Source organism: Haladaptatus cibarius D43, assembly GCF_000710615.1.
Lineage (GTDB): Archaea > Halobacteriota > Halobacteria > Halobacteriales > Haladaptataceae > Haladaptatus > Haladaptatus cibarius.
Genome location: NZ_JDTH01000002.1, coordinates 295694 through 312767, shown reverse-complemented (window position 1 = coordinate 312767; position 17074 = coordinate 295694). Strand labels below are relative to the sequence as shown.

Genomic DNA, 17074 nt, shown 5'->3' with positions numbered 1-17074 from the left:
GATTGAGCCATGACGCGATGGCACCAGAGCGGTACTCGGCGCGACATGTGTATCCTGCTCGCCGAGGCCGGAGAACTCCGCGGCCAGCGACTCAAATCCCGTCTCGAATCGCACTACGACAAACAGCTCGATCCGAAGCGGTTTTACAGCACGTTGACCAGTCTCGTGGAGGCAGGCCACGTCGAAAAGCGAGTCGAAGGGCTGTACGACGTGTATTCGCTGACTGACGTGGGGGAACGGCGTTTGTACGAGCAATTTCAGTGGATGCGAGAGAAGGTCGAAAACGACGTTTCGGAGTGATATTCACAAGTTCTATGGCGCGTGCATCGGCAGGCCCGAGGACAACGAGATTTCGCAGAACTCTCGACAGCGAGCGGTGTAACCGCGAGCAACCGTCCGAGGGTCTGCCAATCATCACGCGAGGGGCGACTGAGCGACTGTAAAGAGCGACGGAGTCGGTTGGGGAGGTGGTGGTGCGGTGGCGGTTTGCGGTTTTCAGTGGAGTCGTGATTCGTCTCCCGTTTGCGGAGACTGTGTTGGAGCAAATCACGACAATACATGACCGCAACCGCCCCCGCATCAATCACACTCTCCGCAACCGACTGCGCGCTTCACTTCGTTCCAGTGCCTCGCGGGCCACGGTCGCAGGTCAGCAAGACGCTTTGCGTCTTGCAAGCGTCATTCCTCGTGCCAGCGTATGCCAGATGATTCGGTCAGTCGTGTAGTCACTGTGACGTTCCAACTGTCCGAAATTATACGTCCCCCCAAATAGTTATATGCTGTCACGAAAATAGTTGGATAGTGACGCATACCGTTCCACCCCGCGCTGGCACAAATACTGGGCCAGCAACTGCTTTTTGTCGGGTGGAGCCTCGAAACTAGGCCGGTCTTCCGGCGACGGACGGGGTGAAACTCGGCACACCGTGAATCGCCTCCGAGCAATTTCGACACGACACACATGTATCAATTCACATCCACGCGATGCACAGCGATTCGAACGAAACCAGAGGAAATCTAACCATGGCCGATATGAACCCCCAATCCTACTACGACGAGTTCGCGGAGGGCGAATGGGAGCGCTTAGACCGCGACCCAGTTACTCGACTGGAGTTCGAAAACACGACCGACTACCTCGAAACCCACCTCCCCGAAACGGGACACATCCTCGACGTTGGGGGTGCTGCGGGCAGATACGCCTGCTGGCTCGGAGAGCGCGGCCACGACGTGACCCTCGTTGACCTCAGCGAGCGGCAGGTCGAGCTCGCGCGCGAAAACGCGAAATCCGGCGGCTTCGAAGACCGAATCTCGGCAGAGCAGGGCGACGTGCGCGACTTGCGATTCGAAGCCGACAGTTTCGACGCTGTCTGTTGTCTCGGTGGCCCGATTTCGCACGTCGTGGACGACGACGAACGAGCAGTCGCGATGGCCGAACTCCGGCGGGTTGCCTGTCCCGACAGCCCCGTCTTCGTCTCGGTCATCGGCCGATTCGCCGCGATTCGGGACATTTTGAAGTTCAATCTCGATGCCTCCTACCCCCTGCTCGCGCCCATCACTGAGGACGGCAAGTACACCGCGGAGCGCGTGGAGAAGTTCAGCGACGGCGACAGTGACGGAGAGGGCTTTGCAGAATGTCACTTCTTCCGCGCCGACGAGTTCGAATCCGAGTTGGAGAAAGCAGCTTCGAAGTCGAGCAGTTGGTCGGACTGGAGGGTGTTGCAAACCGTATGAAAACCGAACTGGAAGACGCCGACGAGGAGGCAGTCGAGAGCGTTCGAGAAGTGGTGACGATGCTCCGCGAAGATAGAACCGTCGTGGATTTCTCGGAGCACATACTGGCGGTGTGTCGAGCCTAATCGAAAGTAAAAACGAATTGATTCAGAACCGCGTCGTCCGCCCCGCCGCAGACCACGCGTCGGTCGGCGCATCGCGTGGCACGCGAACGTTCCGATTCTGCAACTGCGACACTTTTCCGGCGAACTGCCACCGCTTGCCGTTCCAATCCGGTTCCTCGTCTGATTCCGCCGCGGCGCGCTGGTCTTGGAGGTGGGCGTTGATTGCCGCGGCTATCGCGGCGGCCTCCTCCTCGGAGGCGTTCGGGGGAATCGAGAGTTCTACGTCCTCAGAGCGGGATGTTGCCATGTTTCTTTTCGGGTTGGGCCGTTCGTTTGCTCATCAGCATTTCGAGGTCGGAGATGAGTCGCGGGCGGGTTTCTTTCGGTTCGATAACGTCGTCCACGAAACCGCGGTCGGCGGCGGTGTACGGGTTGGCGAACTGTTCGCGGTACTCGTCGATGAGTTCCTCGCGGCGCGCCTCTGGGTCGTCGGCCTCCGCGAGTTCCGAACTGTAGAGGACGTTGACCGCGCCCTGTGGCCCCATCACCGCGATTTCGGCGGTCGGCCACGCGTAGTTCACGTCCGCGCCGATGTGCTTCGAGGACATCACGTCGTAGGCCCCGCCGTAGGCTTTCCGCGTGATGACGGTCATGAGCGGAACCGACGCCTCCGAGAAGGCGTACAGCAGTTTCGCCCCGTGGCGGATGATGCCGCCGTGTTCTTGGTCAGTGCCGGGCATGAACCCGGGCACGTCCACGAACGTCAGAATCGGGATGTTAAACGAATCACAGAAGCGGACGAACCGCGACCCCTTTTCGGACGATTCGATGTCGAGGGTGCCCGCGTTGACGCGCGGCTGATTCGCCACGATTCCCACCGACCGCCCGTCAAGGCGGCCGAACCCGACGACGATGTTCTTCGCGTAGCCTTCCTGCACCTCGAAGAACGAATCCTCATCCACGACGCCGTCTACGACCTTCGTGATGTCGTACGGTTTCCGCGGTTGGTCGGGTACGACCGATTCGAGCGACTCGTCGCGCCGTTCGGGGTCGTCCCACGGTTCGACGCGCGGCGGGTCTTCGACGTTGTTCTGCGGGAGGTACGAAAGCAGTCGCCGGATGTCGTCCAGCGCCTCTTCCTCGCTGTTCTCGGCGAAGTGTGCGACTCCACTTTCCGCGGTGTGGGCCTTCGCGCCGCCGAGTTCTTCGAAGGTGACTTCCTCGCCCGTGACCGTCTCGATGACGTCCGGGCCGGTGATGAACATGTGGCTCGTGTCCTTCACCATGAAGATGAAGTCCGTGATGGCGGGGGAGTACACTGCACCACCAGCACACGGCCCCATGATTGCGGAAATCTGTGGAATGACGCCGCTTGCCTGTTGATTGCGGTGGAAGATGTCCGCGTAGCCTGCGAGCGAGGCGACACCTTCCTGAATCCGCGCTCCGGCGGAGTCGTTCAGGCCGATGACGGGCGCGCCGACTTCCATCGCCTTGTCCATCACCTTGGTCACCTTCTCGGCGAACACTTCGCCCAGACTCCCGCCGAAGACGGTGAAGTCGTGCGCGAAGACGAACACCTTTCTGCCGTTGACTTCGCCGTAGCCGGTCACGACGCCGTCGCCCGCGATTTGCTTTTCTTCCATCCCGAAGTTGTGGCTTCGGTGAGTTCGCAGTTGGTCGAACTCGTTGAAGGTGTCGTCGTCTAAGAAGTAGTCGATGCGCTCGCGCGCCGTCATCTTTCCCTTCTCGTGCTGTTTTTCGATTCGTTCCTCTCCGCCGCCTTTTTCGGCCTCACTACGCTTTTCGCGCAGTTCGTCGATTCGCTCGTCCATCGTCATTGCCGAACACCCGGACGCATTGTCATTGCGCGTTTGCAGTACGACTGGGCGCAAAAGGTTTCCGTACTACGACGGGAAACCGGAGCAATTTTCTCCGGTTTCGCTCGGCCAACGATGACGCGAAGACCTACAACATCGCGTAGAGATTCACTGCGAGCGTTGCGAGCAGAAACAGCGGGAGAATCGTCCGAACGCTCCACAGCCACGGCGTGCCGAGGGCGCGGGCGATACCGCCCGCGCCCGAATCGAACTCGGTGAGCGCGTCTTTTCCGAGAATCCACCCGGTAAACACGAGGAATCCAGCGAGTCCCGCGGTCAGCATCAGGTCAACGAGCGTGCTTGCGACGAAATCGAAGATACCGGGGTTGAACGCACAGATTGCACCCGTGACGAGCACCAGTCCGGTCAGGCCGGTTGTCGCGTTCCGCCGCGAAACGTCCTGTTCGTCCACGAGGTACGCGACGGGGATTTCGAGCATGCTGATGGAACTCGACAGCGCGGCGAACAAAATTGCGCCGAAGAAGCCGACTGCGACGACTTCGCCGTAGGGCATCTCGCGGAACGCGCCCGCAACGCCCATGAAAATCGCGCCCGATTCGCCGCCTTCCGTGACTTCCGTCAGACCGCCCTGAAACGCGAACAGGAGCGGGAAGACGACCAGTCCGGCCAGCACGCCGACGCCCGTGTTGAGGACGGAAATGACGCTTCCGTCGAATGCGAGGCTGTTGTCCTCGCCGAGGTACGAGGCGTAGGTTATCATCGTTCCCACGCCGAGCGAGAGGGTGAACAGGGCTTGTCCGGCGGCGGCCCGAAGCATTCCGACTGGGTCGTTCTGAATCAGCGTCGGGTCGAAATCGAGATAAAAGGATAGGCCCATACCTGCGCCGGGTTGCGTAACTGCCCACCCCGCCAGCACCCCGAGCAGGACGACGATAATCGGCATCATCACTTTTGTCGCCTTCTCGATACCGCCGCGAACGCCGCCGAGGACGATGAGTGCGGTCAGTGCGAGGAACGCGACTTGGAACGCCGCGGCTTCCGCGCCGAAGCTAATTCGGCCGAAGTACACGCTCGGTTCGGCGAAGTACGACCCGGTGAAACTCGCGGCGAAGTAGCGGAGAATCCACCCGCCGACGACGCTGTAGAACGAGAGGAGGATGAGAGCCGTGATAACTCCGAACAGGCCGACGTAGCCCCACGATTTGGTGCCGGGTGCGAGGCGGGCGAGCGCGCCCGCCGGATTTCGTTTCGAGCGGCGCCCGATAACGAACTCCGCGAGGAGGCCGGGAACGCCGACCAGCAGAACGATACACAGATAGACGACGAGAAAGGCGCTCCCGCCGTATTCGGCGGTCATCCACGGGAAGCGCCAGACGTTTCCGAGTCCGACGGCGCTTCCGACTGCCGCGAGGATGAAGCCCACTCGACTTGCCCACGATTCACGTGTCATTGCTATGCACTCGTTTTCTACGGACTTATGAGGGTTTCGAGATAAAGAACCGTCAAAATGCTGTAATCACAGTCAATGAGCCGTAAAGGGCGATTTTCTACAACGAATTCAGGACAAAATCGGCGAGATAGGTTACGAATCGTTATCGAACCGTGCCATCTCTTAAGTATCCTGGTGATGATTCGAAGACGGCGAGCGCCACGCTGTGACAGGTGAGAAAAACACAATGATTCGTGTCTATTTTCGACGTTCGATATTGCCGTCGTCGCGCATTCACGAGCGTGAAATTGCGCTCGTGAATGCCATCAGGCGCTCATGAACGTCATGATGCTCAGCCCGAGCGTGCCGAGGACGGCGACGAAAACGACGATTCGAATGTGCCAGAGCCACACCGGGCCGAAACTGCTGTTCTTGCCGAGGCCACGGCGGAGTTCGGCGACTGCGCCGCCACCGTATATCCATCCGACGAAGATGACGGTCAGCGCGACGCCGAGCGGAAGCAGGATGTTGTTCGCAATCCTGTCGAACATGGTGAACGTGTCGATGCTCAGCGCCGACGGAACGCCGAGGAGGAACACGACGATACCGATTCCGACCGTGAGAATCGGACGGCTCACGTCGAAGTTGTCCACGAAGTAGGACACGACGACTTCGAGGAGGCTGATAGCCGACGAGAGTGCGGCGATGAGCAGCACGAGGAAGAAGACGAAGCCGATGATGCCACCTGCTGGTAGTTCCGCGAACGCCTGCGCGAGGGTGACGAACACTGCACCCGCACCGGCGCTACCGGGGTCGATGTTCTGCGCGAACAGGAGCGGGAACACGACGAATCCGGCCAGCACGCCGATAAAGGTGTTCAGCACGGTGATGCTGATACCGTCGCTGAGGAGGTTGTCGTCGCCGTCGAGATAGGAGGCGTAGGTTACCATCGCACCCATACCGAGCGAGAGCGAGAACAACGCCTGCCCGACCGCGTCCGGAATTATCGACTGGTAGTTCTCCGCGATGACGCTGAAGTCGGGGGAAAGGAAGTATTCGTATCCGGCACCGGCACCGTCGAGCGTGAACGCCCACGCGGCCATTCCGATCATCAGGATGGCGATGGACGGCACCATGATTTTGGTGCCGACTTCGATGCCTTTCTCGACGCCAGCGGCCACGATACCGATTGTGACGGCCATAAAGATGGCGTGGTACAGAATCGTTCCGGTACCTTCCGAAATCTGCCCGAAGTACGTGCCAGGGTCGCCGAAGTACGCGCCACTCAGACTGCCGGTCATGTACTGAATGACCCAGCCGCCGACGACGCTGTAGTACGACAACAGCCAAAATCCGGTGAATAGGCCGACGACGCCGATAAGTGCGGCCGCAGGGCCGCCGAGATTGCGGAACGCGTCCACGACGTTTTTCTTCGTTTCACGGCCGACGACGAACTCTGCGAGGATTGCAGGCAGTCCGATGAGGGCCGCGGCAATCAGATAGACGACGAGGAACGCCGCCCCGCCGTTTTCGGCTGACATATACGGAAATCGCCAAATGTTACCCAGTCCAACTGCGCTACCGACAGCGGCCAGTATGAACCCTACTCGGGATGTCCACGTTTCTCTTTGTGACATGCTTGTACGTGGCATTCTTAATTATCAGTTATAAGCAGTCCGGTGTGTATTAATCAGAAATATTATTCAATATAGAATACTGCTACTAATCTGTAAAAAATAGTTTCAGGCAATCTCTGCCGGGAACCGTAATTCGTGGTATCCGATACCAAATCCCGAAACGGTGAATCTATCGACGGTTCTCCTTGGAAATTTGTCGTCTCTCCGCGAGATTATGCTTCTCCGTAGACCGGCACCGCGGCCCCGCTCGTCACGCTCGTGGCATCACTACAGAGGACGCAGATGACTTCGGCGATGTCCGCCGGGGCAACCCACTCGTCGTGATTTGCGTCGGGCATCATCTCCCGATTCGCGGGCGTGTCGATGACACTCGGCATGACGGCGTTGGCGCGGACGATACCCGTGTTTTCCTCGGCTATCGACTCCGTGAGCAGGCGAACGCCCGCCTTTGACGCGCGGTAGAGCGCGTCGCCTTCTCCGCCTTCGAGCGACGAGCGCGCGCTGACGCTGACGATTGCGCCCTCACGGTCTTGAAGATGCGGTAGGGCGTGTTTCGACGCGAGAAACGCCGTCTTCAGGTTCACGTCGAACATCAAATCGAACGTGTCGGCATCGGTTTCCTCGACCGGCGACCCACCCTTCCACGTCCCCGCGATGTTGGCCAAGTAGTCGATTCCGCCGTGGTCGTCTGTGATTTTCGAGATTGTGGATTCGACGTCCGATTCGTCCGTGAAATCAGCCTGATGGAAGTGGATTTTATCATTCTCCGGGAGTGTGTCCTCGTCCGGTTCGACCACGTCAGTTGCGCAGACCGTCGCACCCGCGTCGGCGAATGCTGTGCAAACTGCACTTCCGAGCGCGCCGCTTGCACCCGTGACGAGCGCTACGTCGTCCGCGAAATCGAATTTCACGTTCATGGAGTGGGTGACTATCCGAAGCGACATAAAGTTCGACTGCATGAGGAGTTCGTTTTCGAATCGGTTAGTTGGTGTTGCTGGCTTCGAAGTTCCCGCTAACACGGCGAACTCACTCTCCACAAGAAGGCTATTCTTGCATGAGTCGATTGTATTCTGAAGATTATTCTCGAATGAGTCGATTGTATTCTTGAATGAGCCGATTGCAAGTCACGACTCCAATGAGAACCGCACCCGCCCACGTACCTCCCCAACCGACTCCCTCAACTCGCTACCGCTCGTTTCGGTCATCCCTCGCGTGACAATCAACAGGCCTGCGGGCGATTTGCCCGCAGGCCTGCCGACGCACGCGCCACAGCGTTTGTCGAGATTCACGAAATTTGACTTCCCACATGGCGCGCGCTGGCAGGAGTCGGAGGGCACACCGCCCGGAGGCTCCTGCTGTAATCGTGCGAGGGATGACCGAACGAGCGACAGCGAGTGAGCGAATCGGCTGGGGAGGCACATGGGTGCGGTGCGGAGGCGGATTCACTGGAGTCGTGACTTGTAACCGACTTCTGCAAAATCAGATTCTTCATCACCAGCTTACTCAAAATCAGACTTTTGCCACCACCTCACTCGAAATCACCAAAAAGAGCACCATACCGCTCGTCAGCAACCGCAAACACTCACAATCCCTGCTACAACTCGACAACCAACTTTCCGAGAAAACTGTCGCCAACCACATCGCGTTGCGCGGAATCGACCTCGTCCAACCCATACACACCAGCAATCTCCGGAACGATTTCACCGTCTGCAACCAACCGGCCCAATCGTTCCAAAACGGCGGAAATATCCGGCGTGTTGAACATGCTCATCAACGTAATCGAAAGCTCCTTCGAGCGCGCACCGGAAATATCCTCGAACCCTGCCGCCGACCCTTCGTTGCCGATTCCGACTACGCGCGTTCCGACTTTTGCCACGTCGGCATCGAACTGAAGGTAGTCGTCCAATCGGTGGTCGAGAATCACGTCCGGTTCGCCCGCCTCGCGCACGGCATCCGCGAGGTCGTCCCGAGTGTAGTCGAGGACGGTGTCCGCGCCGAGGGCTTCGAGGCGGTTGTGGTACTCCTCGCTCGCGGTGGTCGTCACCCGCACACCGGTTGCGCTGGCCAACTGCACGGCGACGTGGCCGACGCCGCCACTTCCGCCGTGGATGAGACAGGTTTCGCCGGGTTCCAGTCCAGCGTGGTCGATGAGCGCGCGCCACGCCGTCACGCCGACGAGGGCAACCGCCGCGCCTTCGTCGAATCCGACGCCGTCTGGCAGGTGCGCCACGGTATCGGTCGCGGTCGTCAGGAACTCCGCACAGGTTCCCTGTCGGTTGTTGCCGAGGCCGGTGCCGAACACCCTGTCGCCCGCCGAAAAGTCATCGACTTCCGACCCAACTGCTTCGACCACGCCAGCGAAGTCAGACCCCGGAATCCACGGGAGGTCGCCCGGCGGGTACGATCCTTCGCGGAAGTAGGTGTCAACCGGATTGATTCCGGCGGCGCGAACGGCCACCAGCAGTTCGTCGTCGTCGGGTTCCGGTCGGTCGATGTCGTCCACTCGAAGTACCTCCGGCCCGCCGTGTTCGTGGTATCGGACTGTGCGCATGGGCGAATCGACGGAGGGCGGGAAAATAAGTCCGTGGGACGTGGAGTCGATAGTATGCCAACGTGTCCTGACTGTGACGTTTCGATGGAAGCCGTAGAACATCAGACGTTCGGCGAGGAGCGGATTCAAATCAAGCCGTCGGGCGGCGTTTTGAGTTCGCTCGGCCTCAGCGTCGCGTACCTGAACAGCTATCGCTGTCCCGAGTGCCGACTGGTTCGGTTTTACGACGACTGATTCGACTCGCTTCCATTCTCTCGGATGGCTTCGTCCAACTTTCGCTTGCTCAGTTCGAGGTAGTCGAAGTCGAAGGAGTACACCTCGACGGAGACGGTTCCCGACCAACCATCACGAACCGGTGCGAGCGCCGTCGCCAAATCCAGCGTCCCGGAACCTGTCGGGACGTGTTCGTCAGCAGGCCCCCGGGCGTCGTTGACGTGGATGTGGGAAATCCGGTCGCCGTGCGCCGTCAGAAACGATTCCATATCCTCCGCGTCCATCCCGTCCACGCGCGCGTGGCCCGTGTCGAACGTCATCGCGGCGTCCGTCTCCGCGAAAATCCGGTCGAAATCGTGTACCGTAAACAGGATTCCGGGCAGGTTCTCGACACAGATTTCCACGCCGTGTTCTTCGCCGAACGTATCCAGTTCGCGTATCGCGGACAGGAGGTACGGTTCCACGTCCTCCCGCGTCCACTCGGGCGGAGTTGCGTGGGAACTCGCGTGCAGAACCGCTTTTTCCGCGCCCATCGCTTCCGCGGTTTCGACACAGGCTTTCTGCTCTTCGCGCGAAGCTTCGCGGATACCTTCCCGGGGCGACCCGATTTCTACGTCCACGAACGGGAGGTGGACGAGCAGGTCGATACCCTGCTCGTCCGCCAGCGACCGGACTGCCGCTGGGTCGAGTTTCGTCCGCTCCGTCGCGCCGTCCAGATACAGTTCGGCGAAATCGAATCCAAGGTTCGCACCTTCTTCGATTGCTTTCTGCCACGTCACCTCGCCGGTGTGGGTCTGAGTTACGAACCCCGTCCGAACACCCCGACCACCGACATCACCGCCGCTACTATCACCGACATCACCGCCGCTACTATCACCGACATCACCACTACCAACACCGCTCACGACGCACCCTCGTCGAGGACTCGCTGTGCGCTCGCTTCGGACGAGACGGAGACGAACTGGTCGAGCACCTCGACGCTCGGCGCGACGAGCGTCGGATTGATGTCGCTTGCTTCGACATCTGCACGAGTGGCATCCCCGGTCAGCACGCAGACGGATTCACAGCCGACGTTTTCGGCCAACTGCACGTCGGTTTCCAGTCGGTCGCCGACGACGACAACGTCCTCGGGCGCGTAGCCGTTCGAATCGAGGACGTGCCGAATCATCTCGGCGTTAGGCTTGCCGAAGATTTGGTCGGGGTTTCTGTCCGTCGCGCGTTCGACCAACGCGCCGATGGAACCGCAGTCGGGAACCATTCCCTCCGCAGTCGGGCACACTGTATCGGGATGTGCGAGGAGGAACGTCGCCCCGTTTCGGATTCCGAGGGTCGCTTCGCGGGCTTTCTCGTAGGTGAGTTCCGTATCGAAGCCGACGACGACGTGGTTGGGGTCGTCGGAATCGACAGCGATTCCGTGGTCGGAAAGGGCGTCTCGCATCGCCGTCGTGCCCAGCACGAACACCTCGTCGTCCGTGTCTTGAAGGTGTTGAATGACCCCGTCAGTCGAAAGAAGCAAATTCTCCGTATCGCACTCTACGCCGAGCGAGTTCAGCTTTTGCACGTAGTCGTCTTTCCACCGTGAGGAGTTGTTGGTGAGAAAGTACACGTCAACGCCGGATTCGCGCAGCGTTTCGATTCGCGCCTTCGCGTCGTCCACGAGTTCGTCGTCCAGATAGACCGTTCCGTCGAGGTCGAAAAACACCGCCTCCTTCGATTCGAGCGAAGAGAGCGAACTAAAGAGCAAGTCCGCGGATTCCAAATCGGTGAAGTCGTCTATCTCGACCCACCGATACTGGCTCACGTCCGCGACCGACAAGTCGTGAGTTCGATTGCGGACGATTTCGTCGATTGCCAGCTCAGTCCACTCACAGTACTCGTTTTCGCGCTCGATTGTTCTCGTGATTTCCTCGAACAGCATCGCCGAGAAGTCGGCCGAAAATCGGTACACGTCGGTCGAACAGCCGTGTGCGGCCTCCTCGGGAATTCCTTTGTCGATGTGTGTGAGTCGATCGGTTTCGTCAATCGAGACTTTCATCGCCTCCTCGCTGAACTGTCCCGTATCGCAGGCCACCGCGCTGTCGGCGTCGGATTCGACCACCGTTTCGAGTAAGCCGGGGTCGAAAACGACATCGCCGTTGCTGAGAACGAACTCCTCTCCGGCAACGTCCTCCGCCGCGAGCGATAAGGAAAACATGTTGTCCGTGTTGGCAAACACCTCGCTCGTTCTGACGGTCACGTCGAGATTCGGTCGTTGACGAGCGACTCGCTCGCAGACCGTTTTTACGTCGTCCGCGAGATAACCCGCGATGACCGTAACGTTCGTTACCCCTGCATCGTCGTACGCTCGTAACTGTCGGGCGAGGATCGGTTCGCCATCCACGGTCACGCAACATTTCGGCTTGTGAAGCGTGAGCGGTCGAAGTCGAGACCCAATCCCCGCTGACAGAATTACCCCCCTCATGAAAGTCACCGACCCAATACCGCGACGTAGTTTGTGATAAGGTTACGGGCTAGCGGTCAGGATGTCGATGGTTCCGTCGTTGATTTTTCGGAGGTGTCAGCGGCCGGAAAAGCGCAGAACGTTCGGATAGTCCGCGATGATGCCGTCCACGCCCGCCTCGTGTAGTTGGCTCGCCTGATACCAACTCTCGACAGTCCAGACGTTCACGTCGTAGCCTTCCTCGTGTGCGAGGTCGACGATGTCGATTTCGTCGTAAGGGCCGAGCGAACCGTACTCGTCGTTGAACAGTTCGGTTCCGGCAATCATGTTCCATGGGGGATGAATCGCATCGCAGTCGTATCGGCGTGCGATTTCGAACCCGTCCACGATTGATCTGGCGAACACCGCGGCGATTGGGATGTTCGAATCGAGTTCACGAACCGCCGCGAGCGCACCTTCGCCGAACGAGGAGATGAGAAATTCGTGGTCGTAGTCGGCGAGCGTCGAAAGGACGCGCTCTGCGAACGGACGCCACAACTCCGTCTGTTTTTCTCGGTCTTCAGGCGGGAGGTTTTCGCGTGGCCGAATGTCGAGCGTCCCGGGATTTTTGAACTCGATGTTGACGCCGATTTCAGACGGAACTGCGTCGAGGAAGGCTTCCAGCCGCGGAATCGTTTCGTCAGTTCCGAGAATCGATACGTCGCGCAGGTCGCCGTATGGTAAATTCCAGACGCGCTGACTTGCGAGGGTTTCCGGCGCGTTCGTCAACCGGTCAAGACGAGTGTCGTGAAAGACGATGATTTCGCCGTCCGCGGTCGGGTGCACGTCTATTTCTATCATCTCCGGTGCGCCCGTCGGCGCGGCCGTGGCCTGTTTTACCGCTCCAATCGTGTTTTCAGGATACACGCCCGCGAAACCGCGGTGGGCGATAATCGAGAGGTCGTTCGTGGATGCAGACTGTCCGTCTGCATCCACGGTCTGTTCGAACTCCGTCGTCGCCAGTTCGGCGTTTACAGGCGATTCGAGAGTCGCAGATTGCTGTTCGATGTTCGATGGTTGTTGTTTGGGATTCGCAGGTTGTTGTCCGGCGTTCGAGTGCTGTTCGACGTCCGACTGTCGTTCCGTCGTTCCGCTCGTGCGTGCCATAGGCAAATTCGGGCAGACCCGCACATTTTGGGTGTTGTGCGTGTTCTGCCACCCTTGGATTCGAATACGGCTAGTCAGACTTGAAGGTTTCTCTTTTAATATATTGACTCGTCTTGAACTCTAGTGTGACAAACCATTTCACAGTATTCTATATAGTCCGTCGGTACGAACCCCGAACAGTTCCCGACGAATCGCACTGTATACGAGGGCAGACTGCTCGCCAGTTCGATTCACGTCGGTCAACAGCTTTCGGGAGAGTTCGCGTCGTGCAGCTTTCTCCAAGTCGGTTTCGAGCGTCCACGAAAGGGCAGTGAGCAGTTCGTCGAAGTTCGAAGCGACCGGCCCCGCCGTGATTTCGTCGTAGTCGAAGTAGAACCCTCGTGAGTTCTCGTACTCGGTGCGGTCGTATGGGAAGAAAACCACCGGTCGGTCAAGGGCGAGATAATCGAAATAGATGGACGAATAATCCGTCACGAGCGTATCGGCGTGTCGGAGCAGCGGGTACACGTCGCATTTTTCCGGCAATTTCACGATTCGTTCGCAGTTCGACGGCAGGTCGAACTGCTCTCTCGGATGCGTTTTGACGACGAAGTAGGTGTCCGTTCGTCCCAGAAAATCGTCGAGTTCGTTGAAATCGAACTGTTCCGAAAACCGTCGTTCCGGGCCGTTTCGGAACGTCGGCAGGTAGAAGAAAACGTGGTGGTTCCGCGAGAGATGCCGAATGCGTTTCTGCAATTTCTCGTCCCCTCCGATTTCGCTCCCCCGAACGTCCGAAAAGAGCGCATCGAGACGCGGATAATCCGCGAACATCATCCGGTTGCGGTCGATGTGCAGTCCGGATACGAACACGTCGGCGAGGTTCTCGCTCGGAACGAGGAGTCGGTCGAACTCGTCGGCCATGTATTCATGAACTGCCTGCATTGGTGCCGGGCGGGTCGGGAATTCGGCGTCCCACGAAATCGTTTTCAGCGGGATTCCGTGCCACAGCAGCACCGTCTTCGCGCCCGCACAGCAAGGCATGGCGACATCGCGGTGCCCCTGCGTGAGGAGGACGATACCTGCGCGAAGGTTCGCCAGCAGTCCACGGAACGAGTAGGTGTAGTACGCCTCGTAACCGGACTCTTGGAGTTCGCGCACAACGTTCCGGTTTTTCGAGAGCCAAACGGGTCGAATCTCGGGCTGCTCGTTTGCGACGTGTAGATACAGATACTTTGCGTTGTCCACGAACGCCCCACCGCCGCGCGCGCCAAACACCCAGCGGGTGTCGTCGCGCGTCCACAGTCCGGTTGCAGTTCCGAATCTCCACAACCGTTTCAGCAGAACGTACAGCACCCACTGAAAGAGGAGTGCGAGCGACCATTTTTCGATTCGTTCGGCGAATGGCCGAACCAGTGACCGCTTCAGCGAGACGGGAACCCATTGGCCGATTTTCACGAATGAACTGAACGACCGCCGATGGCAAAAATTACCTGCCCGCGAGGGGGCGTCCCGCCGGAAGTGAACCGGCGGGATTTAAGCGGCGCGACGACCCCCTTTCGAGTGCATGAGGCTACACGAGTACCAGGCGAAGGAGGTGTTCTCCGACGCGGGGATTCCGACGCCCGATTCGGCACTTGCAGAGAGTGTTGACGAGGTCGTCGAAGCGGCGGAGGGCATCGGCTACCCCGTCGCGGTGAAAGCGCAGGTACATGTCGGCGGCCGCGGAAAGGCCGGGGGCATTAAACTCGCAGAAGACCGCGACGAGGCGGAAGAGGCCGCAGAATCCATCATCGGGATGGATTTGAAAGGCTACACTGTCGAGAAGGTGTTGGTCGAAGGGGCCGTCGATTTTGTCAACGAACTGTACGTTGGCGTGACGATGGATCGCGGCGAGGGCAAACCCGTCGCCATGGTGTCCACGAAAGGTGGCGTTGACATCGAAGCAGTCGCCGAGGAAACGCCCGACGCAATCGCTCGGGAACACATCGACCCGGCGTTCGGAATGCACCCGTATCAGGCCCGAAAGGCCGTGTACGACGCGGGCGTTGACAGCGACATTGCAATGGACGTTGCGAGCGTCCTCACGACGCTGTATGACCTATGGGAGAACAAGGACGCGAGCGACGCGGAGATCAACCCGCTGATGGTCACGAGCGACGACGAAATCGTCGCCGCGGACGCAGTGCTCAACATCGACGGTGACGCGCTGTTCCGCCACCCCGACCTCGCCGAGATGGAAGAGGACTCCTACGAGGACGACCTCGAACAGATGGCAGGCGAATACGGCTTCGACTACGTCCGACTCGACGGCAACGTCGGCATCATCGGCAACGGTGCCGGACTGGTCATGACGACGCTCGACCTCGTGGATTACTACGGCGGCACACCCGCCAACTTCCTCGACATCGGTGGCGGCGCGAAAGCAGAGCGCGTGACGAACGCGCTGGACATGGTGTTCTCGGACGAGAACGTCGATTCGGTCGTCTTCAACATCTTCGGCGGCATCACCCGCGGTGACGAGGTTGCCAAAGGTATCAACGAGGCACTCGAATCGTTGGACGAGATTCCGAAACCGGTCGTCGTCCGACTCGCCGGAACGAACGCCGAAGAAGGGATGGAAATCCTGAACACCGACCTCGTTCAGGTCGAAGCAACGCTCGAAGACGCGGTTCAGCGTGCCGTCGAAAACGCGGAGGAAGAACAATGAGCATTCTCGTAGACGACGACACCCGAGTAGTCGTCCAAGGTATCACTGGCGGTGAGGGCAGTTTCCACACCGAACAGATGATGGAGTACGGAACGAACGTCGTGGCCGGTGCGGTGCCCGGCAAAGGCGGGCAGGAAGTCAAAGGCGTGCCCGTCTACGACACCGTTCACGAAGCAGTCGATGAAGAAGACGCCGACGCATCGGTCGTCTTCGTTCCACCGGCGTTCGCTGGTGACGCTGTCTTCGAAGCACTCGACACCGACCTCGACTTCGTGGTCGCCATCACCGAGGGCGTCCCGACGCAGGACATGTCGAAAGTGTACAAACGACTCTCGGAAACTGACACGCGACTCCTTGGCCCGAACTGCCCCGGCATCATCACGCCCGGCGAGGCCAAACTCGGTATCCTCCCCGGCAACATCTTCGAGGCCGGAAACGTCGGCCTCGTCTCCCGTTCGGGGACGCTGACCTACCAAGTGGTCGATAACCTCACCCAGCGCGGCATCGGCCAGACCACCGCCATCGGCATCGGCGGCGACCCGATTATCGGCACGGACTTCATCGACGCTCTCTCGCTGTTCGAGGACGACCCGGACACCGACGCAGTCGTCATGTGTGGCGAAATCGGCGGCGAGGACGAAGAAGACGCCGCGGCGTTCATCGCGGAGAACATGGACACCCCCGTGGCTGGCTTCATCGCGGGTCGAACCGCCCCGCCAGGAAAGCGCATGGGTCACGCCGGTGCGATCGTCTCTGGTAGCGGAACGGGAACTGCGGAGAGCAAAATCAACGCTCTGAACGACGCGGGCGTCCCGGTCGGCGACACGCCCGAGGAAGTCGCGGACAACATCGAAGACTTCCTGTAAGATTACGGTTTAATTTTTCGCTAGTTCGAACAGAATACGATTTTCGCCTTGTAGCAAGCATTTGGAAACTTTGATAGAAGAAACCCTGCCACCGCACTCTCCGTTATTTAATTGGATTCGTTTCAATTTCGTACAATCCCTTGTGAATGCGTGCGACATATCCCAGTTCCACTAGTCGGTGGAGTCTATTACGAACGTGTGCCCGACTATAATCATTTTTAGAAGCGATATAGGCAGGAGTACACCGCCCTTCTTGTAGCATTTCTACAATCGCGCGATCGGTTGGACTGAGATGGATTTCGGGCATGCTTGCAGTTTGATTTCCCGACCACAAATAGTTTTAAATGGATGGTAGCATACGTATGCATACGATCATAAGAAATAAGATGGTTGTGTCCTCATATCTGAACAAGAGCCATGATGAGACTTATTACTG

18 protein-coding genes are annotated in these 17074 nt (G+C 59.0%); 7 read left to right on the top strand and 11 right to left on the bottom strand.

Annotation, left to right across the window (positions count from 1 at the left end; genetic code table 11):
- The first annotated feature begins 9 nt into the window (after nucleotides 1–9).
- The 4 genes from HL45_RS06785 to HL45_RS21785 all read left to right on the top strand — a co-directional run bounded on the left by HL45_RS06785 (nucleotide 10) and on the right by HL45_RS21785 (nucleotide 1853).
- Nucleotides 10–300, top strand: coding sequence for a helix-turn-helix transcriptional regulator (locus HL45_RS06785; protein ID WP_049970382.1), 291 nt, complete (start codon nucleotides 10–12; stop codon nucleotides 298–300).
- Between the two features lie 258 nt (nucleotides 301–558).
- Nucleotides 559–708 (top strand): hypothetical protein, encoded by a 150-nt coding sequence (locus tag HL45_RS20765; protein WP_158413670.1) that lies wholly within the window; start codon nucleotides 559–561, stop codon nucleotides 706–708.
- 312 nt (nucleotides 709–1020) lie between these two features.
- Nucleotides 1021–1728 carry a methyltransferase domain-containing protein gene (locus HL45_RS06780; protein ID WP_233274707.1) on the top strand — a complete coding sequence of 236 codons (708 nt, stop codon included), beginning with the start codon at nucleotides 1021–1023 and terminating at the stop codon, nucleotides 1726–1728.
- A complete protein-coding gene (locus tag HL45_RS21785; RefSeq protein ID WP_267879586.1) occupies nucleotides 1725–1853 on the top strand; it encodes a hypothetical protein in 129 nt (42 codons plus the stop codon). The genes HL45_RS06780 and HL45_RS21785 overlap by 4 nt, the downstream gene beginning before the upstream one ends.
- A gap of 22 nt (nucleotides 1854–1875) precedes the next feature.
- Here the strand turns inward: HL45_RS21785 and HL45_RS06775 are convergent, their stop codons facing one another.
- The 6 genes from HL45_RS06775 to HL45_RS06750 form a co-directional block, all read right to left on the bottom strand.
- Nucleotides 1876–2139 (bottom strand): hypothetical protein, encoded by a 264-nt coding sequence (locus HL45_RS06775; protein WP_049970381.1) that lies wholly within the window; start codon nucleotides 2137–2139, stop codon nucleotides 1876–1878.
- Nucleotides 2120–3664, bottom strand: coding sequence for an acyl-CoA carboxylase subunit beta (locus HL45_RS06770; protein WP_049970380.1), 1545 nt, complete (start codon nucleotides 3662–3664; stop codon nucleotides 2120–2122). The genes HL45_RS06775 and HL45_RS06770 overlap by 20 nt, the downstream gene beginning before the upstream one ends.
- 133 nt (nucleotides 3665–3797) lie before the next feature.
- On the bottom strand, nucleotides 3798–5120 hold the full coding sequence (locus tag HL45_RS06765) for a sodium-dependent transporter (RefSeq protein WP_049970379.1): 1323 nt from the start codon (nucleotides 5118–5120) through the stop codon (nucleotides 3798–3800).
- Nucleotides 5121–5425: 305 nt separating this feature from the next.
- Nucleotides 5426–6736 carry a sodium-dependent transporter gene (locus tag HL45_RS06760; RefSeq protein WP_049970378.1) on the bottom strand — a complete coding sequence of 437 codons (1311 nt, stop codon included), beginning with the start codon at nucleotides 6734–6736 and terminating at the stop codon, nucleotides 5426–5428.
- Between the two features lie 212 nt (nucleotides 6737–6948).
- Nucleotides 6949–7653 carry an SDR family oxidoreductase gene (locus tag HL45_RS06755; RefSeq protein WP_049971929.1) on the bottom strand — a complete coding sequence of 235 codons (705 nt, stop codon included), beginning with the start codon at nucleotides 7651–7653 and terminating at the stop codon, nucleotides 6949–6951.
- 677 nt (nucleotides 7654–8330) lie between these two features.
- A complete protein-coding gene (locus HL45_RS06750; protein WP_049970377.1) occupies nucleotides 8331–9287 on the bottom strand; it encodes an NADPH:quinone reductase in 957 nt (318 codons plus the stop codon).
- 54 nt (nucleotides 9288–9341) lie between these two features.
- Here HL45_RS06750 and HL45_RS20300 point away from each other — a divergent pair, with 54 nt between their 5' ends.
- The gene (locus HL45_RS20300) at nucleotides 9342–9521 is read left to right on the top strand and encodes a hypothetical protein (RefSeq protein WP_144240024.1); all 180 of its coding nucleotides are present in this window, start codon (nucleotides 9342–9344) and stop codon (nucleotides 9519–9521) included.
- Here the strand turns inward: HL45_RS20300 and HL45_RS06745 are convergent.
- The 4 genes from HL45_RS06745 to HL45_RS06730 form a co-directional block, all read right to left on the bottom strand.
- A complete protein-coding gene (locus tag HL45_RS06745) occupies nucleotides 9509–10405 on the bottom strand; it encodes a sugar phosphate isomerase/epimerase family protein (RefSeq protein ID WP_084156820.1) in 897 nt (298 codons plus the stop codon). The genes HL45_RS20300 and HL45_RS06745 overlap by 13 nt on opposite strands.
- Complete coding sequence (locus HL45_RS06740; RefSeq protein ID WP_049970375.1) at nucleotides 10402–11961, bottom strand: HAD-IIA family hydrolase; 1560 nt, start codon at nucleotides 11959–11961, stop codon at nucleotides 10402–10404. Before HL45_RS06740 ends, HL45_RS06745 begins: the two co-directional genes overlap by 4 nt.
- Before the next feature lie 96 nt (nucleotides 11962–12057).
- Entirely contained in the window at nucleotides 12058–13086 is a 1029-nt protein-coding gene (locus HL45_RS06735; RefSeq protein WP_084156819.1) for a glycerophosphodiester phosphodiesterase, read from the bottom strand.
- 138 nt (nucleotides 13087–13224) lie between these two features.
- Entirely contained in the window at nucleotides 13225–14520 is a 1296-nt protein-coding gene (locus HL45_RS06730) for a CDP-glycerol glycerophosphotransferase family protein (protein ID WP_049970374.1), read from the bottom strand.
- Between the two features lie 109 nt (nucleotides 14521–14629).
- On the opposite strand from HL45_RS06730, the gene sucC reads away from it, so the two are divergent.
- Nucleotides 14630–15772 carry an ADP-forming succinate--CoA ligase subunit beta gene (gene sucC, locus HL45_RS06725; RefSeq protein ID WP_049970373.1) on the top strand — a complete coding sequence of 381 codons (1143 nt, stop codon included), beginning with the start codon at nucleotides 14630–14632 and terminating at the stop codon, nucleotides 15770–15772.
- Nucleotides 15769–16638 (top strand): succinate--CoA ligase subunit alpha, encoded by an 870-nt coding sequence (gene sucD / locus HL45_RS06720; protein WP_049970372.1) that lies wholly within the window; start codon nucleotides 15769–15771, stop codon nucleotides 16636–16638. Before sucC ends, sucD begins: the two co-directional genes overlap by 4 nt.
- A gap of 103 nt (nucleotides 16639–16741) precedes the next feature.
- Here the strand turns inward: sucD and HL45_RS21895 are convergent, their stop codons facing one another.
- The gene (locus HL45_RS21895; protein ID WP_084156817.1) at nucleotides 16742–16945 is read right to left on the bottom strand and encodes a winged helix-turn-helix transcriptional regulator; all 204 of its coding nucleotides are present in this window, start codon (nucleotides 16943–16945) and stop codon (nucleotides 16742–16744) included.
- Nucleotides 16946–17074: the final 129 nt, after the last annotated feature.

Bases quoted from the DNA above. Each gene is read 5' to 3' on its own strand.
- HL45_RS06785 (WP_049970382.1), top strand. From the start codon at position 10: ATGACGCGATGGCACCAGAGCGGTACTCGGCGCGACATGTGTATCCTG.
- HL45_RS20765 (WP_158413670.1), top strand. From the start codon at position 559: ATGACCGCAACCGCCCCCGCATCAATCACACTCTCCGCAACCGACTGC.
- HL45_RS06780 (WP_233274707.1), top strand. From the start codon at position 1,021: ATGGCCGATATGAACCCCCAATCCTACTACGACGAGTTCGCGGAGGGC.
- HL45_RS21785 (WP_267879586.1), top strand. From the start codon at position 1,725: ATGAAAACCGAACTGGAAGACGCCGACGAGGAGGCAGTCGAGAGCGTT.
- HL45_RS06775 (WP_049970381.1), bottom strand. From the start codon at position 2,139: ATGGCAACATCCCGCTCTGAGGACGTAGAACTCTCGATTCCCCCGAAC.
- HL45_RS06770 (WP_049970380.1), bottom strand. From the start codon at position 3,664: ATGGACGAGCGAATCGACGAACTGCGCGAAAAGCGTAGTGAGGCCGAA.
- HL45_RS06765 (WP_049970379.1), bottom strand. From the start codon at position 5,120: ATGACACGTGAATCGTGGGCAAGTCGAGTGGGCTTCATCCTCGCGGCA.
- HL45_RS06760 (WP_049970378.1), bottom strand. From the start codon at position 6,736: ATGTCACAAAGAGAAACGTGGACATCCCGAGTAGGGTTCATACTGGCC.
- HL45_RS06755 (WP_049971929.1), bottom strand. From the start codon at position 7,653: ATGAACGTGAAATTCGATTTCGCGGACGACGTAGCGCTCGTCACGGGT.
- HL45_RS06750 (WP_049970377.1), bottom strand. From the start codon at position 9,287: ATGCGCACAGTCCGATACCACGAACACGGCGGGCCGGAGGTACTTCGA.
- HL45_RS20300 (WP_144240024.1), top strand. From the start codon at position 9,342: ATGCCAACGTGTCCTGACTGTGACGTTTCGATGGAAGCCGTAGAACAT.
- HL45_RS06740 (WP_049970375.1), bottom strand. From the start codon at position 11,961: ATGAGGGGGGTAATTCTGTCAGCGGGGATTGGGTCTCGACTTCGACCG.
- HL45_RS06735 (WP_084156819.1), bottom strand. From the start codon at position 13,086: ATGGCACGCACGAGCGGAACGACGGAACGACAGTCGGACGTCGAACAG.
- sucC (WP_049970373.1), top strand. From the start codon at position 14,630: ATGAGGCTACACGAGTACCAGGCGAAGGAGGTGTTCTCCGACGCGGGG.
- sucD (WP_049970372.1), top strand. From the start codon at position 15,769: ATGAGCATTCTCGTAGACGACGACACCCGAGTAGTCGTCCAAGGTATC.
- HL45_RS21895 (WP_084156817.1), bottom strand. From the start codon at position 16,945: ATGCCCGAAATCCATCTCAGTCCAACCGATCGCGCGATTGTAGAAATG.